This is a genomic window from Paracoccus salsus, assembly GCF_021556615.1.
In the GTDB taxonomy this organism is placed as follows: Bacteria; Pseudomonadota; Alphaproteobacteria; order Rhodobacterales; family Rhodobacteraceae; genus Paracoccus; species Paracoccus salsus.
Genome location: NZ_JAKGGD010000005.1, coordinates 20,396 through 46,602 on the forward strand (window position 1 = coordinate 20,396; position 26,207 = coordinate 46,602).

General features: G+C 65.8%; 25 protein-coding genes. 13 read left to right on the top strand and 12 right to left on the bottom strand.

The features are described 5' to 3' along the window. Positions 1-38: 38 nt before the first annotated feature. The 5 genes from L1965_RS10865 to L1965_RS10885 all read left to right on the top strand — a co-directional run bounded on the left by L1965_RS10865 (position 39) and on the right by L1965_RS10885 (position 5,104). Positions 39-1,751, top strand: a complete 1,713-nt coding sequence (locus L1965_RS10865; protein ID WP_235756466.1) for an ABC transporter substrate-binding protein — start codon at positions 39-41, stop codon at positions 1,749-1,751. A gap of 138 nt (positions 1,752-1,889) precedes the next feature. Next, on the top strand, positions 1,890-3,365 hold the full coding sequence (gene glpK, locus L1965_RS10870) for a glycerol kinase GlpK (protein WP_235756467.1): 1,476 nt from the start codon (positions 1,890-1,892) through the stop codon (positions 3,363-3,365). 70 nt (positions 3,366-3,435) lie between these two features. Further along, on the top strand, positions 3,436-4,017 hold the full coding sequence (locus L1965_RS10875; RefSeq protein WP_235756468.1) for a transglycosylase SLT domain-containing protein: 582 nt from the start codon (positions 3,436-3,438) through the stop codon (positions 4,015-4,017). A gap of 51 nt (positions 4,018-4,068) precedes the next feature. Then, a complete protein-coding gene (locus L1965_RS10880) occupies positions 4,069-4,506 on the top strand; it encodes a PaaI family thioesterase (RefSeq protein ID WP_235756469.1) in 438 nt (145 codons plus the stop codon). A 10-nt stretch (positions 4,507-4,516) separates the two neighbouring features. Continuing rightward, the gene (locus L1965_RS10885) at positions 4,517-5,104 is read left to right on the top strand and encodes a glutathione S-transferase family protein (protein WP_235756470.1); all 588 of its coding nucleotides are present in this window, start codon (positions 4,517-4,519) and stop codon (positions 5,102-5,104) included. A 104-nt stretch (positions 5,105-5,208) separates the two neighbouring features. Here L1965_RS10885 and L1965_RS10890 read toward each other — a convergent pair whose 3' ends face one another. The 5 genes from L1965_RS10890 to L1965_RS10910 all read right to left on the bottom strand — a co-directional run bounded on the left by L1965_RS10890 (position 5,209) and on the right by L1965_RS10910 (position 11,024). Next, on the bottom strand, positions 5,209-6,411 hold the full coding sequence (locus tag L1965_RS10890; RefSeq protein ID WP_235756704.1) for a BaiN/RdsA family NAD(P)/FAD-dependent oxidoreductase: 1,203 nt from the start codon (positions 6,409-6,411) through the stop codon (positions 5,209-5,211). A gap of 8 nt (positions 6,412-6,419) precedes the next feature. Next, positions 6,420-7,448 (bottom strand): DNA polymerase III subunit delta, encoded by a 1,029-nt coding sequence (gene holA, locus L1965_RS10895; RefSeq protein ID WP_235756471.1) that lies wholly within the window; start codon positions 7,446-7,448, stop codon positions 6,420-6,422. After that, positions 7,445-7,939, bottom strand: a complete 495-nt coding sequence (gene lptE / locus L1965_RS10900; protein WP_235756472.1) for an LPS assembly lipoprotein LptE — start codon at positions 7,937-7,939, stop codon at positions 7,445-7,447. Before lptE ends, holA begins: the two co-directional genes overlap by 4 nt. Then, complete coding sequence (gene leuS, locus L1965_RS10905) at positions 7,926-10,466, bottom strand: leucine--tRNA ligase (RefSeq protein ID WP_235756473.1); 2,541 nt, start codon at positions 10,464-10,466, stop codon at positions 7,926-7,928. Before leuS ends, lptE begins: the two co-directional genes overlap by 14 nt. A 75-nt stretch (positions 10,467-10,541) precedes the next feature. Then, entirely contained in the window at positions 10,542-11,024 is a 483-nt protein-coding gene (locus L1965_RS10910; RefSeq protein WP_235756474.1) for a DUF3576 domain-containing protein, read from the bottom strand. A 268-nt stretch (positions 11,025-11,292) separates the two neighbouring features. On the opposite strand from L1965_RS10910, the gene L1965_RS10915 reads away from it, so the two are divergent. After that, the gene (locus L1965_RS10915) at positions 11,293-12,240 is read left to right on the top strand and encodes a porin (protein WP_235756475.1); all 948 of its coding nucleotides are present in this window, start codon (positions 11,293-11,295) and stop codon (positions 12,238-12,240) included. Positions 12,241-12,310: 70 nt separating this feature from the next. Then, a complete protein-coding gene (locus L1965_RS10920) occupies positions 12,311-12,964 on the top strand; it encodes a YggS family pyridoxal phosphate-dependent enzyme (RefSeq protein WP_235756476.1) in 654 nt (217 codons plus the stop codon). On the opposite strand, the gene L1965_RS10925 is transcribed toward L1965_RS10920, so the two are convergent. Together L1965_RS10925 and ribA are read right to left on the bottom strand one after the other, a co-directional pair. Further along, positions 12,955-13,485, bottom strand: coding sequence for a L,D-transpeptidase family protein (locus tag L1965_RS10925; protein WP_235756477.1), 531 nt, complete (start codon positions 13,483-13,485; stop codon positions 12,955-12,957). The two genes, L1965_RS10920 and L1965_RS10925, sit on opposite strands and share 10 nt — an antisense overlap. Beyond that, positions 13,482-14,540, bottom strand: coding sequence for a GTP cyclohydrolase II (gene ribA / locus L1965_RS10930; RefSeq protein ID WP_235756478.1), 1,059 nt, complete (start codon positions 14,538-14,540; stop codon positions 13,482-13,484). Before ribA ends, L1965_RS10925 begins: the two co-directional genes overlap by 4 nt. 145 nt (positions 14,541-14,685) lie before the next feature. Here ribA and L1965_RS10935 point away from each other — a divergent pair, with 145 nt between their 5' ends. Next, positions 14,686-15,372 (top strand): response regulator transcription factor, encoded by a 687-nt coding sequence (locus tag L1965_RS10935; protein ID WP_235756479.1) that lies wholly within the window; start codon positions 14,686-14,688, stop codon positions 15,370-15,372. Positions 15,373-15,580: 208 nt separating this feature from the next. Here L1965_RS10935 and L1965_RS10940 read toward each other — a convergent pair whose 3' ends face one another. Together L1965_RS10940 and L1965_RS10945 are read right to left on the bottom strand one after the other, a co-directional pair. After that, entirely contained in the window at positions 15,581-16,555 is a 975-nt protein-coding gene (locus tag L1965_RS10940; RefSeq protein WP_235756480.1) for a glutathione S-transferase family protein, read from the bottom strand. A 56-nt stretch (positions 16,556-16,611) separates the two neighbouring features. Beyond that, complete coding sequence (locus tag L1965_RS10945; protein WP_235756481.1) at positions 16,612-17,928, bottom strand: MFS transporter; 1,317 nt, start codon at positions 17,926-17,928, stop codon at positions 16,612-16,614. A 144-nt stretch (positions 17,929-18,072) separates the two neighbouring features. On the opposite strand from L1965_RS10945, the gene L1965_RS10950 reads away from it, so the two are divergent. From L1965_RS10950 to L1965_RS10970, 5 genes are all read left to right on the top strand, one after another. Further along, complete coding sequence (locus tag L1965_RS10950) at positions 18,073-18,864, top strand: exodeoxyribonuclease III (RefSeq protein ID WP_235756482.1); 792 nt, start codon at positions 18,073-18,075, stop codon at positions 18,862-18,864. Positions 18,865-19,099: 235 nt separating this feature from the next. Then, positions 19,100-20,014: a thioredoxin gene (gene trxA, locus L1965_RS10955; RefSeq protein WP_439332083.1), complete on the top strand. Its 915-nt coding sequence runs from the start codon at positions 19,100-19,102 to the stop codon at positions 20,012-20,014. Beyond that, positions 20,014-20,640: an LON peptidase substrate-binding domain-containing protein gene (locus L1965_RS10960; protein ID WP_235756483.1), complete on the top strand. Its 627-nt coding sequence runs from the start codon at positions 20,014-20,016 to the stop codon at positions 20,638-20,640. Before trxA ends, L1965_RS10960 begins: the two co-directional genes overlap by 1 nt. Then, a complete protein-coding gene (locus tag L1965_RS10965; RefSeq protein WP_235756484.1) occupies positions 20,637-20,837 on the top strand; it encodes a Trm112 family protein in 201 nt (66 codons plus the stop codon). The genes L1965_RS10960 and L1965_RS10965 overlap by 4 nt, the downstream gene beginning before the upstream one ends. Next, on the top strand, positions 20,830-21,477 hold the full coding sequence (locus tag L1965_RS10970) for a rhomboid family intramembrane serine protease (RefSeq protein ID WP_235756485.1): 648 nt from the start codon (positions 20,830-20,832) through the stop codon (positions 21,475-21,477). Before L1965_RS10965 ends, L1965_RS10970 begins: the two co-directional genes overlap by 8 nt. A 7-nt stretch (positions 21,478-21,484) precedes the next feature. Here the strand turns inward: L1965_RS10970 and L1965_RS10975 are convergent, their stop codons facing one another. Genes L1965_RS10975 through L1965_RS10985 form a run of 3 tightly spaced genes read right to left on the bottom strand, consistent with a single transcriptional unit; the run spans position 21,485 to position 26,128 of the window. Continuing rightward, positions 21,485-22,225 carry a DUF2268 domain-containing putative Zn-dependent protease gene (locus L1965_RS10975; RefSeq protein WP_235756486.1) on the bottom strand — a complete coding sequence of 247 codons (741 nt, stop codon included), beginning with the start codon at positions 22,223-22,225 and terminating at the stop codon, positions 21,485-21,487. A gap of 10 nt (positions 22,226-22,235) precedes the next feature. Continuing rightward, a complete protein-coding gene (locus L1965_RS10980) occupies positions 22,236-24,914 on the bottom strand; it encodes a DNA translocase FtsK (RefSeq protein WP_235756487.1) in 2,679 nt (892 codons plus the stop codon). A 20-nt stretch (positions 24,915-24,934) separates the two neighbouring features. Further along, complete coding sequence (locus tag L1965_RS10985) at positions 24,935-26,128, bottom strand: aminotransferase class I/II-fold pyridoxal phosphate-dependent enzyme (RefSeq protein ID WP_235756488.1); 1,194 nt, start codon at positions 26,126-26,128, stop codon at positions 24,935-24,937. Between the last annotated feature and the right edge of the window lie 79 nt (positions 26,129-26,207).

A 26,207-nucleotide genomic window follows, 5' to 3' on the forward strand; every position in this document is an offset into this window, starting at 1 on the left:
ACCGCCGGACTCAACCGGCATCCACTGGGAGGGAGACTATGAAACTACATCTGACGACCGCCATGGCGCTTGCGCTGATGGTGACCGGCGCACAGGCCGGTATCGAGGAGGCCAAGTCGTTTCTCGACGCCGAGATCGACAATTCGACCCTGACCCGCGAGGAGCAGGAGGCCGAGATGCAGTGGTTCATCGACGCCGCCGCGCCCTTTGCCGGCATGAACATCAACGTGGTATCCGAGACCATCACAACGCATGAATACGAGGCCAAGGTCCTGGCCCCGGCCTTCTCGGCGATCACCGGCATCAACATCACCCACGACCTGATCGGCGAGGGCGACGTGGTCGAAAAGCTGCAGACACAGATGCAGTCAGGCGAGAACATCTATGACGCCTATGTCAACGACAGCGACCTGATCGGCACGCACTGGCGCTATCAGCAGGCGCGCAGCCTGACCGACTGGATGGCGAACGAGGGCGCGGACGTCACCAACCCCAATCTGGACCTGGACGATTTCATCGGGCTCAGCTTTACCACCGCGCCGGACGGCGAACTCTACCAGCTTCCGGACCAGCAATTCGCGAACCTCTACTGGTTCCGCTATGACTGGTTCAACGATCCCGAGATCGCAGCCGATTTCAAGGAGAAGTATGGCTACGATCTGGGCGTGCCCGTCAACTGGTCGGCCTACGAGGACATCGCCGAATTCTTCACCGGCCGTGAAATCGATGGCAAGACGGTCTTCGGTCACATGGATTACGGCAAGAAGGACCCCAGCCTCGGCTGGCGCTTCACCGATGCGTGGCTGTCGATGGCCGGAAACGGCGACAAGGGCATCCCGAACGGCAAGCCGGTCGACGAATGGGGCATCCGGGTTGACGAGAATGACCGCCCGGTGGGCAGCTGCGTGGCGCGCGGCGGCGACACGAACGGTCCCGCCTCGGTCTATGCGATCCAGAAATATCTCGACTGGATCACAGCCTATGCCCCGCCAGCCGCGCAAGGCATGACCTTCGGCGAATCCGGCCCGGTTCCGGCGCAGGGCGAGATCGCGCAGCAGATGTTCTGGTACACCGCCTTCACCGCAGACATGATCAAGGAAGGTCTGCCCGTGGTGAACGAGGACGGCACGCCGAAATGGCGCATGGCCCCCTCGCCCAAGGGTGCTTACTGGCAGGACGGCATGAAGCTGGGCTATCAGGATGCAGGGTCCTGGACGCTGATGAAATCGACGCCCGACGATCGCGCCAAGGCCGCGTGGCTTTACGCGCAGTTCGTGACTTCGAAGACCGTGGACGTGAAGAAATCCCATGTCGGGCTGACCTTCATCCGCGAATCGACGATCCAGCACGACAGCTTCACCGAACGCGCGCCGATGCTGGGTGGCCTGGTCGAATTCTACCGCTCGCCGGCCCGTCTTCAGTGGTCGCCGACCGGCACCAACGTTCCTGACTATCCCAAGCTGGCACAGCTGTGGTGGCAGGCGATCGGTGACGCCAGTTCGGGCGCGAAATCCGCACAGGAAGCCATGGACAGCCTTTGCGCCGAACAGGAAAACGTGCTCGAGCGGCTCGAGCGGGCCGGCATCCAGGGCGATATCGGCCCGAAAATGGCCGAAAAGCACGACCTGGAATGGTGGAACAACTTCGCCACCGAGAACGGCGACCTCGCGCCGCAACTGAAGCTTGAGAACGAGAAGCCGCAGGCGGAAACCATCAGCTATGACGAGCTGGTGAAAAGCTGGCAGGAATGATCGTTTGACAGCAGGGGCAGCCCTTCGGGGCTGCCCTCTTCCTTGTTGCCCAGCTACCCACGCTGCGCTCGCGGAAAGGCCGGCAAGGCCTGACCTGGGTATCTGCGCAATGAAGAAACGCAAAGGGGGAGAGGCGCGATGACCATTCTGGCGATGGACCAGGGAACCACATCCTCGCGGGCGCTGGTCTTCAGCGATGATCTGCAGGTCGAAGCCTCGGCGCAGCAGGAATTCCGGCAGCAATTCCCGCGCTCTGGCTGGGTGGAGCATGATCCCGACGACATCTGGACAACCAGCGCGGCCACCGCGCGCGGCGCCATCGAAAAGGTCGGCAATCCGCGCATCGACGCCATCGGCATCACCAACCAGCGCGAGACCGTGCTGATCTGGGACCGCAAGACCGGCCAGCCCATCCACAATGCAATCGTCTGGCAGGACCGCCGCACTGCGGACGTGATCCAGCGCCTCAAGGACGAGGGGGCCGAGGGTCAGGTGACCGCAGTGACCGGTCTGTTGCTGGACCCCTATTTCAGCGCCACCAAGATTGCCTGGATGCTGGATCAGGTCGAGGGCGCACGAGCGCGGGCGAAGCGCGGCGAGCTTGCCTTCGGCACGGTCGATACGTTCCTGATCTGGAAACTGACCGGCGGCCGATCCCATGTCACCGATGCCACGAACGCCAGCCGCACCCTGCTCTATGACATCCGGAAGGGCGACTGGTCGGACGAGATGTGTCGCCTGTTCGATGTGCCCGCCGCGATTCTGCCAGAGGTTCGCGATTGCGCCGATGAATTCGGCACCACCCGCGCCGACCTGTTCGGGCGCGAGATCCCGATCCTCGGCGTGGCGGGCGACCAGCAGGCCGCGACGGTCGGCCAGGCCTGTTTCGATCCGGGCATGATGAAATCGACCTACGGGACGGGCTGCTTTGCCTTGCTGAATACCGGCGACCAGGCGGTGCGGTCCGACAACCGGCTGCTCACGACCATCGCCTATCGGCTGGACGGCAAGACCACCTATGCGCTGGAAGGCAGCATCTTCATCGCCGGGGCGGTCGTCCAGTGGCTGCGCGACGGGCTCAAGCTGATCCGTGAGGCAAGCGAAACCGCGCCACTGTCGGACCAGGCCGACGACAACCAGCAGATCATCATGGTTCCGGCCTTCACGGGTCTGGGCGCACCGCACTGGAACCCGCAGGCGCGCGGCGCGATCTTCGGCCTGACCCGCAGCACCGGCCCTGCCGAATTTGCCCGCGCCGCTCTGGAAAGCGTCGGCTTTCAGACCCGCGATCTGCTCGAGGCGATGCGCGCCGACTGGTCCGGCGCCGGCGACGCGGTCTTGCGTGTCGATGGCGGGATGTCGGCAAGCGAACCTGCAATGCAGTTCCTGGCCGATATCCTGGGCGCCCCGGTGGACCGGCCCCGGAACACCGAAACCACCGCGCAGGGCGCAGCATGGCTGGCCGGGTACCGCGCCGGGCTGTGCCCGGGGCCACAGGAATATGCCAAGGCGTGGCAACTGGACCGGCGTTTCGAGCCGCGGATGGATCAGGAAACGCGCGACCGGCGATACTCTGCATGGCAGCGCGCCGTCCGGGCCGTGCTGTCTGTCTAGACTTCCGGGTTTGTGATTTCACCTCTTGTCGTTTTCCCCTAGTATCACGGGAAAACGACAAGAGGGCAGGATGAACAGGTTTCTGAAACTCGCGATCGTCGGTCTGGTCGCGTCGTGCGGCGGCGGCCGTTATGAGGCGCCGCGCAATCTTGACAACGCCTGCGCGATCGTGGCCGAGCGGCCGGCCTATCTGCGCGCCATGAAAAAGGCCGAGCGGCGCTGGGGCATCCCGATCCACGTGCAGATGGCCTCGATCCACCAGGAATCGAAGTTCGTCAGCGACGCCCGCACGCCGCATCAATACGCGCTTGGCGTGATCCCGATCGGTCGCCAGAGCAGCGCCTATGGCTACAGCCAGGCGCTGGACGGCACCTGGGAGGAATACCTGAAGGACACCGGCAATCGCCGTGCCCGCCGCGACGACATCGATGACGCCACCGACTTCATGGGCTGGTACATGAACGGATCGTCACGAACCCTCGGCATCTCGAAATGGGATGCGACCTCGCAGTATCTGGCTTATCACGAAGGCCGCGCCGGTTATGCGCGACAGTCCTATCTGTCGAAAAGCTGGCTCGTCCGGGTCGCTGGACGGGTCGGCGAGCGCGCCCAGATGTATCGCGCCCAGCTTGTGTCCTGCAGAAAGGCCTAGACGCGCGGTCCCTTGCCAACCGGGCCTTTTTCGCGTCGTTATGATCCTGTCATGGACCATGGAGATCCGATGCAGGACCAGGAAGCACGCTTGCGCGCGGTCGCCGACGCGCAACCCGATTTCGCCGGACATCTGGGCGCGCGGCTGCTTGAATCGACGCCGGAAAAGGTGGTCTTCGAGATGACGGTCACCCAGGCCTTGGCCAATCGCAACGGCGTCCTGCATGGCGGCGCGATCATGGGGCTGGCCGACAATGCCGGCGGCACGGCGACATTCCTCAACCTGGCCGAGGGACGCAGCACCACGACCATCGAAAGCAAGACGAATTTCCTGCGCCCGATCCGCATCGGCGACACGGCCCGGGCCGTTTGCGAACCGCTGCATCGTGGCCGCACCACCCAGGTCTGGCAAACCAGGGTGACGCGCGGGGACGGCAAGCTGGCGGCGATCGTCACGCAGACACAGCTTGTCATCAACTGGACCGAATAGGGGGCGCGGCATGTACACCGTCATCGGAACCTCGAACAGCCGCAGCCTGCGCGTGCTCTGGCTGCTGGAAGAGCTTGGCCAGCCCTATCGCCATATCCCGGCCAATCCGCATGGCGAGGGCGTTGTCGAGTTCAATCCCGCCGGGAAGGTCCCGGTGCTGATCGACGATGGCACGCCCATCACCGATTCGACCGCGATTCTGACCTATCTGGCCGACCGCCACGGCCGCTTCACCTATCCGGCAGGCACGCTGGATCGCGCCCGGCAGGACAGCCTGACCCAGTTCCTGCTGGACGAATTCGATGCCGCACTGTGGCTGGCAGCGCGCCACAGCTTCGTCCTGCCCGAGGAAAAGCGGCTCAGCGCAATCAAGAACACGCTTCGCTGGGAATTCGAGCGCAGCCAGAAGACGCTGGTTCACCGGATCGGAGACGGAGAATTCGTGATGGGCGACCAGTTGACCGTGCCCGACCTGATCCTCACCCATTGCCTGATCTGGGCTCTGTCCGCGCGTTTTCCGATCGTCGAGACCCGGCTGACCACCTATCTGGACAGAATGCGGCAGCGGCCTGCCTTTCAGCGCGCCGCTGCCCTTTGACGAACCGAAGCCGGCTGAAACAGGTGCCGCGATAAACGCGGCTCATCGCGACGGGACCGGCACGGGCGGATCGCCGGACGCGGCCCGTTGTCGTGCTCGCCCGGTCAGGAACCGCGCCAGGCGGCCCCATGTCGCGCGGCTGCCAGCCCTGCCCGCCGGCCCGTCGCCAGACAACCGGTCAGAAGATAGCCCCCCGTCGGCGCCTCCCAGTCCAGCATCTCACCGGCCGCGAACACGCCGGGCAGGGCAAGCAGTTCCAGATCGCGGGTGACCGCGGACCACGCGATGCCACCCGCCGACGAAATCGCCCGCTCCAGCCCTGCCGGGCCGTCATGCCGCAACTCCAGCGCCTTCGCGCGCGCCGCCCAGTCCTCAGGGGCATCCGGCAAGGGTCGTCCCCATTCCAGCAGCAGGGCGACCTTTACCGGATCGCCCAGCACGCGCCGCAACCAGTTCCCGACCGACAGCCTGCCCTTGGGGCGCGCGAATCTTGCCGACAGCGCCGCGAGATCCAGATCCGGCGTCAGATCGACCTGCGCCGACGCCCCGTCGCGGATCGCGGCGGAAACCTGATAGAGGCCGCCCCCCTCGATCCCGTGGCGCGAGATCACCCATTCGCCCCGGCTGACCAGGCCCCCGGCGCGAATCGCCACCCCCTTCACGGCATGCCCGAAATAGCGCGCCATGGGCGATGACCACTCGACCCGAAGGCCCATATTCGCGGGCCGGAAATCGGCGATAGCGACGCCCGCCTTTCGCAGGACCGGAACCCAGCCCGCATCCGATCCCAGCCGCGGCCAGCTTGCCCCGCCCAGGGCCAGCACGGTCACGCGTGGTTTCAGAAGACGGGTGCCCGCCGGAGTCTCGAAACGGAAGCCGTCCTCGATGGCCACCCAGCGCCAACGCGGCCGCAACGCGACCCCGGATTCACGCAGCCGCGCCAGCCAGGCCCGCAACAGCGGCGAGGCCTTCATGCCCACCGGGAACACGCGCCCGGTCGAACCGGTGAACAGCGCGATCCCCAGCCCACGGGCCCAGGCCATGACCTCTGCCGGTCCGAAATCCAGGCAGTCGCGCTCGAAGCATCCCCCGGCTTCGGGCGGGTCTCCCGGCCCGACGCTGAAATGTCGCGCGAATTGCTGGCAAGGCTCATCCTTCGTCAGGTTCAGCCCGGACTTGCCGGCCATCAGGAACTTCCGCGCCGGCGTCGGCATCGCCTCGGCCAGCACCACGTGGCGACCGGCAGCCGCCAGCATCTCGGCCGCCATCAGCCCGGCGGGTCCCGCGCCGATCACCAGCGCGTCCACGGACTCGGTCACCGCCGGCCTCGGGCCGTCATCGCCAGCCGGATCAGCGTCCGTTCGACCAGCGCCATATGCGGCGCGCGGGTCGATGTGCGCAAAGCCAGGTCCGTATCCAGCAATGCCCGAACGGCCTCTTCAAGCGGCCCGGCGCCCCAGCCCTGCGCCTGCTTCGTCATCCGATCGCGGCGAGGCCCGAATGCCGGGGGCCGCAGCCGCGCAAGCCCGGCGCCCGGCCCCTGCGGATCGGCCGCCGCCAGGTGCAGCGCACGAAAATGGCGCTGCGCGGCAATCGCCAACGTGACCGGCGTGACCCCCTGCCCCTCGATTCGCCGCATCAGCGGGCCGAATTCCTCGGACCGCCCTTCGGCCACCACATGCAGCAACTCGTCCAGATCGGCCTCGATCGTGGCGGGCATCATCAAGCCGATCTCGTCGGGGGTCAGCGGGGTGTCGTCGCCATATTTGTACAGACCGATCTTCTCGATCGTCTGGCGCAGATCGCCCGGATCCAGCGCCCGGGCCAACGCGACAAGATCGCGCATCGATTCGCGTGGCACCTCGCGCAGCCCGGCTGCCTCAAGCCAGCGACGTATTTCCTCTTCGCCCGGCGGATCGTCGTAGATCGGCGCCGCGACCGCCAGGCGGTGCGGTTCGAACAGCTTGCGCAAGGCCGAGGATTTCGCCAGCCCGCCCGCGGTCACCACGATCACGGCATCGCCGGGTTGCCAGGCGTCCAGCGCAGCCTTGACCGCGTCGGCGCCGCTGTCGGGCGTATCCTCGACCAGAACCACGCGCGGACCCGGAAAGAAACCGACTTCCTTGATCGCGTCCATCAGCCCGGCAGGATCCTTCTTCAGCCCCGCCCCCGCCAGACGGTTCAGGCGCATCTCCTCCTCGGCCTTCTCGCCCACCAGCGCCGTGACCGCCTCGGCGCGTTTCAGCGCCACCCGCATCGCGTCCTGACCATAGATCAGCAAGGCCGGGCGCGAAGGATCTGGCCGGGCCAGATAGCGACCGATCTCTCCGCCCTTGAGATTCATTCCGGCAGACTGGCGGCCGCCGCCAGCAGGCGCGTGACCACCTGGTCGGCCAGCATCCGGGCCAGTCGCTCGCGCGCATCACCCTCGGCCGCAAGCGTGGCGATGGTCGTGCCGGTGGTGGAATACGAGGTGAAGCTGCTGACCCGACCCTCGGCCAGCTTACGGCCTGCGGCGTCGGTCAGCGCAAAATCCGCGGTGCCGTTCAGCGAATAGCGGGTCGTGACCTCGTCCGGCGTGATCGCCTGCGGCACCACGCCCACGCTGAGACGGTAATCCAGGTCATAGATCGCATCGCCATCCGGTCCCAGCCGTTCGGCCAGGCGCTGGTTGAAGCCGAAATCCTGATAGGTCTGCGGATCGCGGGGTCGGACCTTGCCGAACAGCCGCGTGCCGGCCCCTTGCGGCCCATAGACAGGCGTCAGCCCGCAGCCGGTCAGCGCCAGCAGCCCACAAAGGGCCGCGCGGCGGGTCAGGCGATCAGGCGACGACATTCACGATCCGGCCCGGCACGACGATCAGCTTCTTGGGCGCAGCGCCTTCAAGGAATCGCTGCACGGTTTCGTCGGCCATCACCAGCGCCTCGATCTGGTCCTTGGGCATGTCCCTGGCCACGCTGATCTCGGCCCGGCGCTTGCCGTTGATCTGGATCGGCAAGATGACGGTATCATCGACCAGCATCGCCGGATCGGCCCTGGGCCAGCCGGCATCGACGATCATGCCCTCGCCGCCGGCCATCGCCCAGACGTCCTCGGCCAGGTGCGGCACCATTGGCGCCATCAACTGCGCCATGATCCGCAACACCGCGCGCCGTGCCACGCCGCCAGCCTTCGATTTGCCGATGGCATTGGCCAGTTCGTAAATCCTGGCGACGGCCTTGTTGAACGCGAAGCCCTCGATGGACTTCGTGACCTCGGCAATGGCGCGATGGGCGCTTCGGGTCAGGTCGGGGTCGTCGCCGCCATCGGTGGGCGCCTCCTCGGCCAGCCGGAACACGCGGGACAGGAACTTGTGCGCGGCCTCGGCCCCGGCGGCGGTCCATTCGACATCGCGTTCGGGCGGGCTGTCGGACAGCATGAACCAGCGCGCGGTATCGGCGCCGAAGCTGGCGACAATATTGACCGGATCGACGACGTTCTTTTTCGACTTCGACATCTTCGCCGAGGGGATGACCTCGACCGGGGTTCCATCCGCAAGCCCTCCGTCGGTCACGTCCTCGGGCAGGTGATAGACCGGACGGCCACGCTGATCGCGGGTCAGGTAGATCTCGTGCGTCACCATCCCCTGCGTGAACAGCGCGTCGAACGGCTCTTTCGCACTGTCCGGCAGATGGCCGGTCTTGACCATCGCGCGGGCGAAGAAGCGCGAATACAGCAGATGCAGGATCGCGTGTTCGATGCCGCCGATATACTGGTCGACGTTCATCCAGTAATCGGCGTCGGCGCGGTTCGTCGGCGTGTCGGCATGCGGGCTGGTGAACCGGGCATAATACCAGGACGAATCGACGAATGTGTCCATCGTGTCGGTTTCCCGCAGCGCCGCGGCACCGCATGTCGGGCAGCTGGTCCGTCGCCAGGACGGGTGCCGGTCCAGCGGATTTCCGGGCTGGTCGAAGCTGACATCCTTCGGCAAAAGCACCGGCAGGTTGGCCTTGGCCTCGGGAACGGTGCCGCAGGCGTCGCAATGCACGACCGGAATCGGGCAGCCCCAATAGCGCTGGCGCGAGATGCCCCAGTCGCGCAGGCGGAACCTGGTCACGCCCTTGCCATAGCCATGCGCCTCTGCGTGGGCGATGGCGGCATCGACCGCCGATTCGCCAGTCTGGTCGGCCTCTCCGGCAAATCCGCGCACATAGGTCACGGTTTCGGACTTCATCGGCACATAAGGGCCTTTGGCGGCCAGCGCGTCGGCCTGTTCGCGCGTCATGCCCGCCTCGCCGAACGTCGCACGGATCGGCAAGCCGTATTTGGTGGCGAATTCATGGTCGCGTTCGTCATGGGCGGGGCTGCCGAAGATCGCGCCGGTGCCGTAATCCATCAGCACGAAATTCGCGATCCAGATCGGCAGGTGCAAATCGGCATCAAGCGGATGACGGACCTTGAAGCCGGTGTCCAAGCCCAGCTTCGGCGCGGTCTCGATCGCCTCTTCGGTCGTGCCGACGCGGCGGCATTCCTCGACGAAGGCGGCGACACCGGGATCGGCGGCGGACAGCGCGCGGACCAGCGGATGATCGGGCGACAGCGCCAGAAAGCTGGCTCCCATCAGCGTGTCGGGACGCGTCGTATAGACCTCGATCTCGGCGAAATCCTCGGGCGCGAAGACGGTTTCGAAGCGAAGTTGCAGGCCGCGCGACTTGCCGATCCAGTTCGCCTGCATCAGCCGCACCTTGTCGGGCCAGCCCGACAGCCCGTCCAGCGCCGACAACAACTCGTCAGAATAATCCGAGATGCGGAAGAACCACTGGGTCAACTCCTTGCGCTCGACCGCCGCGCCGGAACGCCAGCCCTTGCCGTCGATGACCTGTTCATTGGCCAGAACGGTCATGTCGACCGGGTCCCAGTTGACCTGCGCCGATTTGCGGGTGATCAGCCCGGCATCGAGGAAATCCAGGAACAGCGCCTGCTGCTGTGCGACATAATCATCGTCGCAGGTGGCGAATTCGCGGCTCCAGTCGATCGACAGACCCAGGGGCTTCAGCTGTTCGCGCATGGTGGCGATGTTGCCATAGGTCCAGTCACGAGGATGGCCGCCCTGTTCCATCGCGGCGTTCTCGGCCGGCATGCCGAACGCGTCCCAGCCCATCGGGTGCAGCACGCTGAACCCCTGGGCGCGCTTGAACCGCGCCACCACGTCGCCCATCGTGTAGTTGCGGACATGGCCCATATGGATGCGCCCCGAGGGATAGGGGAACATCTCGAGCACGTAGTATTTCGGGCGCGCATCGCGCACGGCCGTGAAGCTGCCGGCGTCGGCCCAGGCCTTTTGCCAGCGGGCTTCGGCTGTAGAGGGATCATAGGGCATGGGCGGACCTCGGGCGTCATTCCTTGCCCGAAGGATCTACAGGCCCGGCGGGATCAGGTCCAGCCGTGCAATGGCTTACAGGCGGCCGTCCTGGATCCGCAATTGCCGCGCCCGTGTCAGGATCGCGTCCTCGACGGCACGAACGGTGCCCGGCGCGATGGCCGAACCGCCGGCGCCCTGCAGCGACAGCTTGAGGCTGCGCGCGTCCAGCGCCGGATCGCTGATCTTGATCGTCGCGCGATAGGACCGGCCGCCGCCCGGCGGGGTGCCATAGCCGGTCACGATGACGCCGGTGAAGGGATCGATCGTCTGAACCGGCAGGAAGTTCAGCACTTCCAGGCTGGCGTTCCACAGATACTTGTTCACCGCGACATTGACGTTGGGATTCTCGTTGTTGCGAAACAGATCCCAGATCGTCGTCTGCCGCGCGTCGGGCCGCAATTCGCGATCGATGTCTCCGGCGGCGGTGTCCCGCCCTCCGCCGCGGCCGCCACAGGCGGCCAGCGCGGCGCAAAGCGTCGTTGCGATGATCAGGCGCGTGGCGCGTGCGGTTTTCATGCGGTCCCCCGGTTCTTCGCGTTATCGGCAGCTTTAGCCCGGAACGCCCCGCTGCCACAAGCGCCTTGGCAGGATCCGCGCGGCAGCCCCCGGCTCTGAGGGTCGGCATCACACAGAAATGTGTGGCCCATGTGCATCACAGAATTGCCCAATGATTTTCGCCTTGTGGTGAATCCGTTGCATCAAATGAACGAAAGAGGGAAACAGAATGCATACCCAAAGCGGGGCATCCGTTCTGGGCATCAGAGAGACAAGAGGGAACATCACCATGAAAAAGGCTCTTATCGCCTCCACCGCGCTGGTTCTGACCGCCGGTGTCGCTGCTGCCGACGTGACCATCTCGGGTTATGGCCGCACCGGCGTGATCTATTACGAAGACGGCCTGCTGACGGGCGGCAACAACGACAGCCAGATCATCTCGCGCCTGCGGATGAACATCGACGCCGCCACCTCGACCGACCAGGGCGTGGACTTCGGCGCACGCTTCCGCATCCAGTGGGACCAGAACAGCGGTTCGCGCGGCGAGCAGGCTGAACTGAACGCCGGCAAGCTGTACATCACCGCCAGCGGCATGACCGTTGAAATCGGCAACGTCGACACCGCCTTCGACTCGGCTGCGCTGCTGTACGGTTCGGAACTGGGTTCGTTTGATCGCGACCTGGTTCGTCGCGGCTCTTTCTTCGCCTACAACACCGGCGCTTACAGCGACGAGAACCGTGTTGGCGTTGCCGTGAAATACGCGATCGCCGACGTGAACCTGATGGCGTCCTATGTCGATCCCGATCAGACCGGTGCCCTGACCGACGACGAAGAGTTCGCCATCTCGGCTTCCTACACCTGGAATGACCGTCTGGAACTGTCGGGCGCTGCCGTGATGGACGGATCGGGCATTGCAGACAACGACGTGTACTTTGTTGGTGCCCGCTATGCGGTCATGCCGAACGCTCGCGTCGGTCTGAACTTCATCGATGCGGACAACGACACCGCAGCGGATGCGGGCCGGACCTTCGCCCTGTATGGCGACTATACCCTGGCCGATGGCATGACCAACATCGAAGCCTATGTCGCCAACAACGACGCGACCGGCAATGATACCGACAACGCGTTCGGTATCGGCGTGAACTACGATCTGGGCGGCGCTCGCCTGGGTGCATCGGTTCACCGCGGCTACGACGAGCGTGTGACCGCCGACATGGGCGTGCGCTTCGACTTCTGATCCCACGGATCACCGAATTTCGGAAAGAGCGGGCCTTGCGCCCGCTCTTTTCTTTTTGTCTTCTGCCGCCATGGGACTGGATGACATCACACGCCGCGTGCACGCGGCAGAAACGGCCGCCGGACGCGAATCCGGCAGCGTGATGCTGATCGCGGTCAGCAAGGTGCAGCCTGACGACCGGGTCGAGGCCGTGCTGGAGGCCGGTCAGCGGATCTTCGGCGAGAACTACGTGCAGGAGGCGCAGGGCAAATGGCCCGGCTGGCGTAAGCGCTTCAAGGATGTGTCGGTCCACATGATCGGCCCGCTGCAATCCAACAAGGCCAGGGCCGCAGTCGAACTGTTCGATGCAATCCACACGCTGGACCGCATCAGCCTTGCCCGCAAGCTGGCGCACCAGATCGGCGAACAGGGCCGCAACCCGCAACTGTTCGTCCAGGTGAACACCGGCGACGAACCGCAGAAGGCGGGTGTCCTGGTTGATGAACTGCCGGGGTTTCTGGACCAGTGCCGCGAACTGGGGCTGACGCCCGAGGGGCTGATGTGCATCCCGCCGGAGGACGAGAACCCGGTGCCGCATTTCCGCATGCTGCGCCGGCTGGCGGACGAGAACGGGCTTGCCCTGCTGTCGATGGGAATGAGCGCCGATTTCGAAAGCGCGATCGCCGAGGGCGCGACGCATATCCGCGTCGGCTCGGCCATTTTCGGCGAACGGGATTACGGCTGAGCCGTCACCTCACCTCCCTGTGCGCGCGCGGGCACGATCAGGCGCGTGCCGGGACTGGCGCGTTCCGCGATCCAGATCAGATCCGCCCGCGCGAAGGCTATGCAGCCTTCGGTGCCATGGCACGGCCGGCGCCACTGGTGCAGGAAGATCGCCGAGCCGCGCCCGGGCACCGCATCGGGCCAGTTCCAGTCGGTCGTCAGGATCAGGTCATACAGCGGGTCCGCGCGGCGCAGCCGTTCATGGCTGGCCGCCAGCGGGGCGCGGGCATGGTGGTTGTAGTGCGGATGCCCCGGCGCGTCGCACCACAGATCGGCCGGCCCGATCGGTCGCGCCCATGCGGCCGGCCGGGAGATCCGGTCGGGACGGTACCACAACCCGGTGACGCGGTGGACGCCTGCCGGGGTGGCCTTGTCGCCCTCGCGCTTGGCGGTCGTCACGCCGGTCTTTCCGATGCTGCATGGAAAGACCCGGCCACGAAAGCGGACGCCCTGCGGGGTCAGGACCAGGTCGGCGGGGCTCACAGCAGATGCCCCGACTTCTCGGCCTTGACGTCCAGATAGCCGGTGTTGAAGCGGTTGCGCGGCGCAATCAGCGGCACGCGCTCGGGCACCGCGATGCCGTGGCTTTCCAGCATCGCGACCTTGCGCGGGTTGTTGGTCATCAAACGGGCCGCACTGAAACCCATCCGTTTCAGCAGCGCCGCGCCGATGCGAAAATCGCGTTCGTCGTCCTCGAACCCCAGGCGGTGATTCGCCTCGACCGTGTCGAAGCCCTGATTCTGCAGGTCGTAGGCGCGCATCTTGTTCGCCAGCCCGATGCCGCGGCCTTCCTGGTTCAGATACAGCAGCACGCCCGCCCCGGCCTGCCCCATCGCGCTCAGAGCGGCGTGCAGCTGCGGTCCGCAATCGCATTTCAGGCTACCCAGCACATCTCCGGTAAAGCAGGCCGAATGCAGCCGCGCCAGCACCGGCGTGTCGCGGGGCGGGTCGCCGATCTCGATGGCGTAATGTTCGGCACCGCCATCGTCGGGCCGGAAGATGTGCAGCCGCGAGCGTTCCGACGATGTCAGCGGCAGGCGCGCGACCGCGACGGGCGCCATCGCGGCCTCTCCGGCAAGCTGCGCCAGCACCTGTCCCGGCGCCAGCACCGTCAGGCCGGCGGGCGCATGGGCCTGAACCACCAGCACGGCCGGCAGAAGCTGAGCCGACTTGGCCAGCGCCAGCGCCGCCAGATGCGGGGTCGCATCCCCCTCTCGGGCGGTGAACAGCGGTCCCTTCATCGGCATCCGCAGGTCGTTCGAGGGATCGGCGATCCCGCGCAGCCATGCCAGATCGGCATCGGCCGGCACGATCACCCGCGCCAGAGCGTCGTCATAGGCCCGCGCCTTCAGGGTCTCGGCCCGGCGCCCGGTGATCGCCAGAAACGGCCGCCCCAGCGCCATGATATCGGCCAGCCGGGCAGGCGACAGGGTTTCCACCGCCGCGGCAAGATGGCCACCGATCATCACCGGCAGGCCCATGCGCAGATCAGCACGGGCGCGCGAGACGGTTTCGGCAAGGGTCGGGATCAGGCTCATCAGGTCCTTGGCGGGCACGTAAAGTTGAAACAAACTGAAACATAGTGGCTTTTCCCGACAACTCCATGTGAGAATTTCGACATGTCGCTGGACGGGACGGCGTTGCGCCCCCACTCATTCACGCAATGATGCAACGGAGGCAAGCATGCCCGGACTGAAAAAGATCCTGCTGGTCGATGACGAGGAAGACCTGCGCGAGGCGCTGGCCGAACAACTGGTCGCAACCGATGATTTCGATGTGATCGAGGCAGGCAGCGGCGCCGAGGCCGTCGAGGCCAGCAAGAACGCCATCTTCGACCTGGTCATCCTGGATGTCGGCCTGCCCGACACCGATGGCCGCGAATTGTGCAAGAAACTGCGCAAGCTGAACGTGAAATGCCCGATCGTGATGCTGACCGGCCACGACACCGACGCCGACACGATCCTGGGCCTCGACGCAGGCGCCAACGACTATGTGACCAAGCCCTTCAAGTTCCCCGTCCTGCTGGCCCGGCTGCGCTCACAACTGCGCACGCATGAGCAATCCGAGGACGCGATCTTCCAGCTTGGACCCTACACCTTCAAGCCCGCGATGAAGATGCTGATCGATCAGAAGGACCGCAAGATCCGGCTGACCGAGAAGGAAACCAACATCCTGAAATTCCTGTATCGCGCGCAGGATGGTGTGGTGCCGCGCGATGTGCTGCTGCACGAGGTGTGGGGCTACAATGCCGGCGTGACGACCCATACGCTGGAAACCCATATCTACCGCCTGCGGCAGAAGATCGAGCCCGACCCGTCGAACGCGCGTCTTCTGGTGACCGAATCGGGTGGCTATCGGCTGGTCGCCTGATCGGAAAAACTCCGACGCTCGCGAAGACCCGGTCGTCGGAACGCGTCTTGGGCCATGCCTCCACCCGTCGATTCCGCGTGTGGGACATATTTCGGGAACCTGGCCGAACGCGCCGCGTTATCCCCCCGAAGCCCGGTGGCCGGCGGATGCGGCCACATGTGACCTCTCTCTGATTCCCCGGCGTTTCCCGCGCCGGGGTTTCGCTTTTTCAGCCACGCCCGTGCGGCGCGGTCCAGTCCTCGTCGGGGCCGATGGGGATGATGCGGTGCGGGTTCACCATGTCGTGGCTGTAGTAGTAGTGGCGAACGAAATGATCCGGGCGGACCGTCGCCGCGACCCCCGGCCATTGATAAAGCTCGCGCGCCCAGCCCCAGAGATTGGGATAGTCCACGATCCGCCGGCGGTTGCATTTGAAATGCGTGTGATAGACTGCGTCGAAGCGCGCGACGGTCGTGAACAGGCGCCAGTCGGCTTCGGTGATTTCGCTTCCCGTCAGGTAGCGATGATCGGCCAGCAGTCCCTCGATCCAGTCGAGGCTGTCGAACAACGGCGCGACCGCCTTGTCATATGCCGCTTGCGATGTCGCGAAGCCGGCCTTGTAGACGCCGTTGTTCACCGTGTCATAGACGCGGTCGTTCACCACGTCGATGCGATCGTGCAGATGCTCGGGGCGGTAATCATCCTCGTTGCCGGTGATGGCATCGAATGCGTGGTTGAACATGCGAATGATATCGGCGCTTTCGTTCGACACGATGGTATCGCGCTCGCGGTCCCACAGGACCGGCACGGTCACACGTCCAGAGGCGCGGGGATTGGCGCGCAGGTAGATATCGCGCATGTAGTCGCTGTCGAAAAGCCGGTCACCGGTCGCGCCGGGAAAGTCGTCGCTGAACTCCCAGCCCTCGTTCAACATGTCGGGATGCACCACCGAGACATCGATATGGTCCGCAAGGTCCTTGAGCGCGCGGAAGATCAGCGTGCGATGCGCCCAGGGGCAGGCATAGGAAACATAGAGATGATAGCGCCCGCTTTCGGCCTTGAAGCCACGCTCGCCCGAGGGTCCGGCGGCGCCGTCCGCCGTTACCCAGTTGCGATAATTCGCGGTGTCGCGGACGAATTCGCCGCCATGCGCGTCGGTGTCGTACCAATCGTCCTTCCAGATGCCTTCGACCAGTTGGCCCATCGCTTCCTCCTGTTGTTCCAGACATAACGGGCACGGGGCCGCTGTGGTTTCGTGCCTCAGCCGATCGCCTGATCGCGGGTTTCGGCCTTGACCAGCAGCAGCGCCGCGGCCGCCAGCAGAAGCAGCACCGCAAACACGCCGATGGCAAACCCGAAGCTGCGCGCGAAGGCGATGGCCAGCAGGCTGGGCGCAAGCAGGCCGCCAAGCCGCGCCATCGCGCTGGCCGTGCCCATGCCGGTGCCGCGCAGATGGGTCGGGTAAAGCTCGGGTGTGAAGGCGTACAGCGCGCCCCATGTGCCCAGCAGCGCAAAGCTCATCAGGATCAGCGAGGCGGCGACCATCACCGTGCCCGACGCAACCGTGAACAGAATGCAGCCCGCCGCGCTGAGGATCAGGAACGCCATCAGCGTGGTTCGCCGCCCCACGGCCTCGACCCCCCAGGCGGCCAGCGCATAGCCGGGGATCTGCGCCAGCGCCAGGACGACAAGAAAGCCGTAGCCGCGCACGAAGCCGAATCCCTCGGTCGCCAGCTGTCCAGGCACCCAGACAAAGACGCCGTAATAGGAAAGTGACACAAGGAACCACACCGCCATGACGCCGACCGTGCGCCGTCTCAGGGTGTCCGAGAAGATCGAGCGATCGGCGCCGGCGGGAACGCTTGCGGGGACCAGCCGGACATCGTCGGGCAGGGCCTGGACGCCATTTCCGATCAGCACGCGATTCACGACTTCCCTGGCCTCGTCCTCGCGCCCGTTTCGGGCCAGATACATCGGCGATTCGGGCACCCAAAGCCGCAGGAAGATGCCGATCGTCGCCGGAATGGCAGCCACCGCAAAGATCCACCGCCACGGCGCGACAGCCCCGTTGGCAGCGGCGATCCAGGCGGTCAGGGCGATGATGATCGTGCCGATGGCCCAGAATCCTTCAAGCCAGACCAGCCAGCGGCCGCGGTTCCGGGGTGGCAGGAACTCGGCCATCATGGCGTAATCCACCGGCAGTGTGCCGCCGACCGCCGCTCCGGTCAGAAAGCGCAGCACCAGCAGCACGGTAAAGTCCTGCGCAAAGGCCGAGGCCAGTCCGAAGACCGCGTCCATCAGCACGGTCAGAATCAACAGGTTGCGCCTGCCGAACCGGTCGGCCAGCCGACCAAACCCCCAAGCCCCGAAAAACATTCCCAGAAAGAAGATCGTGCCGATCTGGAAGGCCGTCACCCGGTCGATCCCGAAGGTCACCGCGACCGAAGGGGCCGCGAAGCCGACCGCGATAACCTGCATCGCATCCGCTGCCCAGACGAGGCCGAAGATGCCAAGAAGCCGCCACTGGAACCGCCCGGTTCCGCCGCGCGACAGCGCCTCATCGACCGTCATCTGCATCGCCTTGCCTCCTGTCCAGCTTCGCTTTTCAAATGCTTAGTGCCCTGACCGGCGATCACCAAGAACTCATTGCGGCGGCGCGGCACGGCTGGCTCGACACGCCGGGCACCCGCCGCTAGGGTCCGCACCCAAAGGAGCCCGCCCATGTTCACACTCGCGACCTGGAACATCAACTCGGTCCGCCTGCGCGAGACGCTTGTCGCCCGCCTGCTGCGCGAACAGGCCCCCGACATCCTGTGCCTCCAGGAGTGCAAGTCGCCGGTCGAGAAGATCCCCCTGGAACAGTTTCGTGCCCTTGGCTACCGGCATGTCGTGGCGCGCGGGCAGAAGGGCTATAACGGGGTCGCGATCCTGTCGCGGCTGCCGATCGAGGATGCGGGCGCCCGCGACTATGGGGCACTGGGCCATGCCCGCCACGTCGCCGCGCGACTCGAGAACGGCGTCACCATTCACAATATCTATGTCCCCGCGGGCGGCGATGTCCCGGACCGCAAGCTGAACGAGAAATTCGGGCAGAAGCTGGATTTCGTCGCCGAGATGCGCGACGTCTTTCATGCCGAACTTCCTCAGCGGGCCATCATGGTCGGTGATTTCAACATCGCCCCGCGCGAGGATGACGTCTGGTCGCACAAGCAGTTGCTGAAAGTCGTCAGCCACACCCCGGTCGAGGTCGAACATCTGCTGGACGCTCAGGACGCCGGCAAATGGGTGGACATCACCCGCCAGGACATCCCCGAAGGCCGGCTTTTCAGCTGGTGGAGCTATCGCAACCGCGACTGGAACGCCTCGGATCGTGGTCGGCGGCTGGACCATATCTGGGCCAGCCCCGATATCGCCAACGCCGGCCACGGCAGCCGCGTGCTGCGCGATCTGCGCGGGTGGGAGAAACCCAGCGACCATGTGCCGGTCCTGGCAAGTTTTGACCTGCAGGTCTGATCCAGGCCTGCGGTCCGCGCGACTTGCGCCGGGCTGCGGCACGGTCGGCCGGGCGGGATGATGATCTGCGCGACGCCGCTCCGGCAGCAGGCCCGCGGGTGACCTCGCGGCGCGTCTGATTGCCGCGATCTGGCCCGCGCCGATCATCCGCCCTTTCGTTCGGCCGGCTGTCGCCCCATATTGCTGACGAACCGAACTGACTCTGGCCTGTTGGCCCGAACCGAATGGGAATGACATGACGATGCTTTTCGATGGCGCGCAGGACGCCCCCAAGACCGACGATTTCATCAAGGACGTGACCGAGGCCGATTTCATGGCCGAGGTGGTCGAGGCGTCCATGCAGGTCCCCGTGATCGTCGATTTCTGGGCGCCCTGGTGCGGGCCATGCAAGACGTTGGGACCGCAACTGGAAGCCGAGGTTGCGCGTCACAAGGGCCGGGTGAAGATGGCCAAGGTGAACGTCGATGAGAACCAGGCGATCGCCGGCCAGCTGCGCGTGCAGTCGATCCCGACGGTCTATGCGTTCTTTCAGGGCAAGCCGGTCGATGCGTTCCAGGGCGCCGTGCCGCAAAGTCAGGTCAAGCAGTTCGTGGAAAAGCTGGCGGCGCTTTCCGGCGATGACGGCGGGCTGGCCGATGCGCTGGCCGCAGCCGAGGCGATGCTGGACGAGGGCGCCTTCGGCGACGCCCTCGAGACATTTGCCGCCATCATCGGCGAGGACCCCGAGAGCGCCGAGGCGTGGGGCGGACTGATCCGTTCCCATCTGGCGGCAGGCGACGCAGCGGCCGCCGCCTCGACCCTGCAGCAGGTTCCCGCGTCGGCCACCCATACCGCCCCGGTCGAGGCCGCCCGCGCGCAGTTGCAACTGGCGCAGCAGGCCGAAACCGCCGGTCCGCTGGGTGATTTGCAGGCCCGCGTCGATGCCGATCCGGGCGACCAGCAGGCGCGGCTGGAACTGGCGCAGGCCCTGCATGCGGTTGGCCGGGTCGAAGAGGCGATCGATGTCCTGCTGGACAGCTTTCGCCGCGACCGCGAGTGGAACGAGGGTGCGGCCAAGGCCCAGCTTCTGACCATTTTCGACAGCCTCAAGCCCACCGATCCGCTTGGTCAGAAGGGTCGCCGCCGGCTGTCCTCGATGATCTTCGCCTGATGGGACCGCATTTCGATCTGCCCACACGGATCGCGCTGTTTCCACTGGAATCCGCAGTGCTGATGCCGCGTACCCGCCTTCCGCTTCATATCTTCGAGCCGCGCTACCTGCAGATGCTGGAAGATACGCTCAAGACCGAACACCGGCTGATCGGCATGATCCAGCCCGAGGGCGACGGCCTTGCAGCGATCGGCACGGCAGGGCGCATGGTGGCATTCTCGGAAACCGATGACGGGCGGATGATGATTTCGCTGAAGGCCGTTTCCCGCTTTCGGCTCAGCGACACGCAAGAGGGATTCGCGCCCTATGTGCAGGGCGTTGTCGCCTGGGACAGCTTCGGCCGCGACCTGAAGGGACCGGAACATGATCCCGATCTGAACCGGGATGCGCTGTTCGAGATGCTTCGGCGCTACATGGACGCGCACGAATTGTCGACCGACTGGGAGGCTGCGGCCCGCGCCGAGGATGAAACCCTGATCAATTCGCTGGCGATGATGCTGCCCTTTTCCTCGGGCGACAAGCAGGCTCTGCTGGAAAGCCCGACCCTGGCCGACCGGCGTGAATTGCTGCAGGGACTGCTTGAATACGCCCTGCGCGGCGGCGATGACGAGGACAGGTTGCAATGAGCGAGGATCGGAAAGGTCACGGCTTCGACCGTCACATGATCGAGGCACTTGTCTGCCCCGTGACCCATGCGACGTTGCATTACGATGCCGAACGACAGGAGCTGGTGTCGAAGGCCGCCGGGTTGGCGTTCCCGATCCGGGCCGGCATCCCGATCATGCTGATCGACGAGGCACGTCAGATCAAGGCCGATGACTGACCGCATCCCGCTGGTTCGCAGGCACCGCGCCGCGCCACCTCGGGTGCCGCGCTGGGTGACGGGCGTGATCCTGGCATGCTGCGCGATCGAGCTGGTGCTGCAGCTGGCATTGGTCGCGGGTTTTCCGGCCGCGCGGCAGGCCAGCCTGATGCTGGCGGGTTTCTGGTCGCCGCTGATCCATGAGGGCTATGGCCTGTATCCCGGTCAGCCGCTGCTGATGTTCCTGAGCTACGGCCTGCTGCATTCCGGGCTGCTTCATCTGGCGATGAACATGCTCTCGCTGGCGGTGGTCGCGCGCGAACTTGGCCGGCTGATCGGCTCGGGGATGATGGCGCTGATCTATCTGGTCAGCCAGGTCGCCGCAGCGGGGCTTTTCGCGGCGATGCAGCCGCAGGCGGGGCCGATGATCGGCGCCTCGGGCGCGGTCTTCGGGATCGCGGGCGCGCTGGTCGGATACGCCGCGATCGAGGGACACCGCCGCGGCCGGAACATGGGGCAGATGTGGCGCAGCGTGGCACTGATCGTCGCGCTGAACGTGGCGATCACCGTGCTGGTGCCCGCGATCGCCTGGCAGGCCCATCTGGGGGGCGCGGCGGCGGGGCTTGCGATGGGTGCCGGCCTGGCCCTGCGCCGACGCTAGCGCCTGATCAATCTGCGGGCTCGTCGGGTGCCCTGTCGGGCCGGTCTGCTTCCGGTTCCGGTTCCGGCAGTGGCAGAACGGTCTCGTCGGTCGGTTCGTCATCTGGCTGGCCGTCCGTGCCGACAAGCCGACGCATGGCGGGACGGAACATGTCGGCCCTGGCCTGCGCCAGGGTGACCGGGTCCTGATCCACGTTCTGGGCCAGATGCTCGACGACCAGCCGGTGGCCCAGCCCATAGCCCGTCCATTTGCGGATGTCGCCCTTGCCCGCAAACCACCGGGCGTGGTCATAGTCCAGCCGCGCCCATTCGTTCAGCGCGCGCCGGGCCAGACCCGGCGCGGGTGTCACCGCATCCCAGGGATCGGTCCTGCCGCCCAGAACCTGCCCCACGAAATGTCCCGCAAGCCCCTCGCTCACCAGCGCCTCGCCCAGGGAACGGCCATAGCCGGGCCCTTCCCAGCGGATCAGGTGATGCATGCTCCGCACCAGCGTGCGGATCAGGGGCGCCGGATCGAAGCGGTCAGGGTTCAGCGTGATCCGCACCAGCCCCGGTGACGGCGCGTCGCCGGCGACGCCCCATTCGATGGTGCCGCCGCCAGGCAGGCCGTGCACGACCAGATCGAAGGGCGGCAGATCGGCATGTTCGGACACCGCTGCGACCGCCTCGCGTGCGGCGGCCCGGATGTCAGGCAAAACGCGCGTCAGATCGAGACGCGCGTTCAGCAGATGGATGTTCCAGATCGTCATGTCGCCCGTCTCAGACCTCCGGCACCAGCACCTCGCGCTTGCCGACATGGTTCGCCGAGGACACCACGCCCTGCTCTTCCATCTGCTCGACCAGCCTTGCGGCCTTGTTATAGCCGATCGCGAGCTTGCGCTGAATATACGAGGTCGAGCATTTGCGATCTTTCGCCACGATCATCACCGCCTGATCGTAAAGCGCGTCATCCCCGTTCTCGCCGCCACCCAGGCCCAGCACGGCGTCGATATTGTCGGCTTTCTCCTCGTCCGGCCCCTCGACGACGCCGGACTTGTAGGACGGCGGACCGAAGGACTTGAGATGGGTGACGATCTCTTCGACCTCTTCGTCACTGACGAAGGGACCGTGTATCCGGGTGATCCGTGCGCCGTTGCCCATATACAGCATGTCACCCTGCCCCAGAAGCTGCTCGGCGCCTTGCTCGCCCAGGATGGTGCGGCTGTCGATCTTGGACGTGACCTGGAAGCTGATCCGGGTCGGGAAGTTGGCCTTGATCGTCCCGGTGATGACATCGACCGACGGCCGCTGCGTGGCCATGATCAGGTGGATCCCCGAGGCCCGCGCCATCTGTGCCAGACGCTGGATACAGGCTTCGATTTCCTTGCCCGCCACCATCATCAGGTCGGCCATCTCGTCGACGATCACGACGATATAGGGGAAGGTCTCGGGCTGGAACTCCTCGGTCTCGAAGATCGGCTCGCCGGTGTCCTCGTCAAAGCCGGTCTGGACGGTGCGCTTGAACATCTCGTTCTTCGACAGCGCCTCGCGGACGCGGCCGTTATAGCCCTCGATGTTGCGCACGCCCATCTTGGACATCTTGCGGTAGCGGTCCTCCATCTCGCCCACGACCCATTTCAGGGCCACGACGGCCTTCTTGGGATCGGTGACGACCGGCGACAGCAGATGCGGGATGCCGTCATAGACCGACAGTTCCAGCATCTTGGGATCGATCATGATCATCCGGCATTCGTCGGGCGTCAGCTTGTAGAGCAGCGACAGGATCATGGTGTTGATCGCGACCGATTTCCCCGAGCCGGTGGTCCCGGCAATCAGCAGATGCGGCATCTTGGCCAGATTCGCCACGATCGGATCGCCGCCGATATCCTTGCCAAGCGCCAGCGGCAGCGGCTGTGTGCCGTCGCCGAATGCCCGGCTGGCGAAGATCTCGCGCAGCAGCACCTTTTCGCGCCGTGCATTGGGCAGTTCGATCCCGATCACGCTGCGGCCCGGCATGGTCGAGACCCGCGCCGACAGCGCCGACATCGACCGCGCGATATCGTCGGACAGTCCGATGACGCGGCTGGCCTTCAATCCGGGCGCGGGTTCAAGCTCGTAAAGGGTGACGACGGGACCCGGCCGAACCTCGGTGATCTGGCCCTTCACGCCATAGTCGTCCAGCACCGCCTCCAGCATCCGGGCGTTTTCCATCAGCGACTCTTCGGAAATCTGCGTGCGGTCGCTGTCCAGAGGCGCGCTGAGCAGCGCAAGGGGCGGGCGCTCGTATTCCGTCTCGACCTCGTCGAAACGCAACTGCGGCTCGGCCTCGGCGCGGGCCTGTCTCGATGTCGTCGCGGCAGGCTTGCGCATCGGCGGCACGACAACGCGTTGCCGGTCGGCGCCGAACGGGGCGGGATCCGCCGGTTCGATGTCGAATGCCTCGTCCTCGGCTGCGGGGTCGCCCCGCAACGGCGGATCGGTGCGCCGGACATCGCGGTTGCCCTCGCGGGCCAACCGTGCGGCGACCGCCGCCAGAACCGAGGATTTGCCCGCACGGCTGCGAATCGCCGCGCTGATGCGGCCGCTGACTTCTTCTGCCGAGGGGGCATCTCCGTCGTAATCGGCATCGCGCTCGATCAGCTCGGGTTCGGGCATGTCCTCTTCCAGCTCAAGATAGTCAGGCTCGGTCCGCTGCGCCCTGCGCCGCTGGAAAAGCGTCGCCGGCGAAGGGTCCGCCGAGGGCGCGTCGGCGCGTGCGCCCGGCCGGTCGTGCCGACGGCGCAGCCGCTGCAACAGGCTGGCCCCGGCCCGCGCGCCAAGCAAGGCGATCCGCCGCGCCAGATCATAGGCCGTCACCAGTCCGATCAGGAAACGCCGCCAGATCGCGCGCGTCTCGGTGCGGTCGAAGCCCAGCACGAAGATCGCGATGCCGACCGCGCCCAGGGCCGCGATCAGCGCGGCCAACCGGATTGCGATCTGCGCCTTCAGCGGGATCACGTTCAGCATCGCGCCCATCATCATGTCGCCAAAATGCCCGCCAAGGCCGTAACTCTGCTGCCACGCGGCCCCGGGCGTCAGCGTGCTGCAATAGACCGACACCAGCGCCACGGCGATCGGCGTGAAGATGCCGCGCATGATCCGATCCTCGCCCCGGTGCAACATCAGCCGGAAACCCCAGCCAAAGGCGGCCAGCACCAGCACCCACGACCCGTATCCGGCGATCATCATCAGGGGCGAGGCGATATAAGCCCCGAAGCTGCCCAGAAGATTCTGGGCGGCGGCGTCGGTCGCGCTGAGGAAGCTGGGGTCATCGGCCGACCAACTGCCCAGCATCATCGCGATCAGGGTGCCAAGCACCAGCAGACCGGCGCCAGCCAGTTCCTTGCCGCGCCGTTCCAGCGCCGCCTGAGTGTTCTGATCGAACAGCGGATCGCGATGCTTCGCCTGCCAGCTTGCCATGCCGTTATCCTTCCCCGCACTCAATCGTCATCATACAATACCTCGCGCAGCCGCGTCAGCGCGGCCTCGGTCTCTCTGGGCGTGGCGACCAGCGCCACGCGGATGAAGCCGCGTCCCGGGTTCTGGCCGCCCACGTCGCGCGACAGATAGGCACCGGGCAGGACCTGAATGCCTGCCCTGGACCACAGTCGCATGGCGGCCTCCTCGCCATCCGCGACCGGAAGCCACAGGAAGAACCCGCCCTCGACCGGCCGATAGCCCGACACCTGGCCCAACACACGGTCGGCGATGTCGTATTTTTCCCGGTACAGCGCCCGGCTGGCCGTGACATGCGCCTCGTCGCGCCAGGCCGCCTCGCTGACCGCCTGCGCGGGCAGCGGCAGCGGAGCCCCGGCATAGCTGCGCAGCCGCCGGAGCTGGGCGATATTGCTGGTGCTTCCGGCAGCGAAACCCGACCGCAGCCCCGGCAGGTTCGAGCGCTTGGACAGCGAATTGAACATCACGACCCGGTCGGCCAACCCCATCCCGGTCGCGACCGCCAAGGCGCCGGGCGGCGGCGCATCGCGATAGATCTCGGAATAGCACTCATCGGCGAACACCAGGAAATCGTGGCGCTCGGCCAGCGTCAGCAGCGTTTCCAGATCATCGCGCCCGGCAATCGCGCCTTGCGGATTGGCGGGCGAGCACAGATAGGCGATCGCCACGCGCTCCAGCAACTCGGGGGGCAGCGCGGCATAGTCGGGCAGGTTTCCGGTCGCCGGCGTCGCGGGCACGAAAACCGGCTCGGCCTGCACCGCCGCGGCCGCCACGGCATAGACCTGATAGAACGGGTTCGGCAGCAGCACCGCCGGACGCCGGCCGTTCTTGTGTTCCGGACACAGCGCCAGCGCGGCGTTGAACAGCCCCTCTCGCGTGCCGTTCAGCGCCATGATCCGGTCGCGCCCGACCTCGATGCCATAGCGCAGGCCAAGCCAGTCGCCGATGGCGTCCAGCAATCCGGCCGTGCCTTCGTTCGGGGGATATTTCGCGAACTGGCCGATATTGTCGGCCATCACGCGGGCGACGAAATCAGGCATGGCATGGCGCGGCTCGCCGATGGTCATCACCATCGGGGCCTCGCCGGCCTTAAGGCCGGGTTCGATACCCGACAACAGCGTCCGCAGGCGCGGGAACGCGTAATCCGGCAGGTTCGAGAACCGCTCGGGGATTGCCATTACTGCCTCGCTTCGGGGTCTTTGGCCCCGTTATTGCGATAAAGTCTAGCGTGAACGCAGGCTTGCGTCCAGCGAAAGC

Excerpts from the sequence above, each read along its gene's own strand:
- L1965_RS10935 (WP_235756479.1), top strand. The coding sequence starts at position 14,686 with ATGCCCGGACTGAAAAAGATCCTGCTGGTCGATGACGAGGAAGACCTG.
- glpK (WP_235756467.1), top strand. The coding sequence starts at position 1,890 with ATGACCATTCTGGCGATGGACCAGGGAACCACATCCTCGCGGGCGCTG.
- L1965_RS10965 (WP_235756484.1), top strand. The coding sequence starts at position 20,637 with ATGAGCGAGGATCGGAAAGGTCACGGCTTCGACCGTCACATGATCGAG.
- L1965_RS10950 (WP_235756482.1), top strand. The coding sequence starts at position 18,073 with ATGTTCACACTCGCGACCTGGAACATCAACTCGGTCCGCCTGCGCGAG.
- L1965_RS10975 (WP_235756486.1), bottom strand. The coding sequence starts at position 22,225 with ATGACGATCTGGAACATCCATCTGCTGAACGCGCGTCTCGATCTGACG.
- leuS (WP_235756473.1), bottom strand. The coding sequence starts at position 10,466 with ATGCCCTATGATCCCTCTACAGCCGAAGCCCGCTGGCAAAAGGCCTGG.
- L1965_RS10885 (WP_235756470.1), top strand. The coding sequence starts at position 4,517 with ATGTACACCGTCATCGGAACCTCGAACAGCCGCAGCCTGCGCGTGCTC.
- L1965_RS10970 (WP_235756485.1), top strand. The coding sequence starts at position 20,830 with ATGACTGACCGCATCCCGCTGGTTCGCAGGCACCGCGCCGCGCCACCT.
- L1965_RS10945 (WP_235756481.1), bottom strand. The coding sequence starts at position 17,928 with ATGCAGATGACGGTCGATGAGGCGCTGTCGCGCGGCGGAACCGGGCGG.
- L1965_RS10960 (WP_235756483.1), top strand. The coding sequence starts at position 20,014 with ATGGGACCGCATTTCGATCTGCCCACACGGATCGCGCTGTTTCCACTG.
- lptE (WP_235756472.1), bottom strand. The coding sequence starts at position 7,939 with ATGTCGTCGCCTGATCGCCTGACCCGCCGCGCGGCCCTTTGTGGGCTG.
- L1965_RS10875 (WP_235756468.1), top strand. The coding sequence starts at position 3,436 with ATGAACAGGTTTCTGAAACTCGCGATCGTCGGTCTGGTCGCGTCGTGC.
- L1965_RS10985 (WP_235756488.1), bottom strand. The coding sequence starts at position 26,128 with ATGGCAATCCCCGAGCGGTTCTCGAACCTGCCGGATTACGCGTTCCCG.
- ribA (WP_235756478.1), bottom strand. The coding sequence starts at position 14,540 with ATGAGCCTGATCCCGACCCTTGCCGAAACCGTCTCGCGCGCCCGTGCT.
- L1965_RS10910 (WP_235756474.1), bottom strand. The coding sequence starts at position 11,024 with ATGAAAACCGCACGCGCCACGCGCCTGATCATCGCAACGACGCTTTGC.
- L1965_RS10920 (WP_235756476.1), top strand. The coding sequence starts at position 12,311 with ATGGGACTGGATGACATCACACGCCGCGTGCACGCGGCAGAAACGGCC.
- L1965_RS10865 (WP_235756466.1), top strand. The coding sequence starts at position 39 with ATGAAACTACATCTGACGACCGCCATGGCGCTTGCGCTGATGGTGACC.
- L1965_RS10980 (WP_235756487.1), bottom strand. The coding sequence starts at position 24,914 with ATGGCAAGCTGGCAGGCGAAGCATCGCGATCCGCTGTTCGATCAGAAC.
- trxA (WP_439332083.1), top strand. The coding sequence starts at position 19,100 with ATGACGATGCTTTTCGATGGCGCGCAGGACGCCCCCAAGACCGACGAT.
- holA (WP_235756471.1), bottom strand. The coding sequence starts at position 7,448 with ATGAATCTCAAGGGCGGAGAGATCGGTCGCTATCTGGCCCGGCCAGAT.
- L1965_RS10880 (WP_235756469.1), top strand. The coding sequence starts at position 4,069 with ATGGACCATGGAGATCCGATGCAGGACCAGGAAGCACGCTTGCGCGCG.
- L1965_RS10940 (WP_235756480.1), bottom strand. The coding sequence starts at position 16,555 with ATGGGCCAACTGGTCGAAGGCATCTGGAAGGACGATTGGTACGACACC.
- L1965_RS10915 (WP_235756475.1), top strand. The coding sequence starts at position 11,293 with ATGAAAAAGGCTCTTATCGCCTCCACCGCGCTGGTTCTGACCGCCGGT.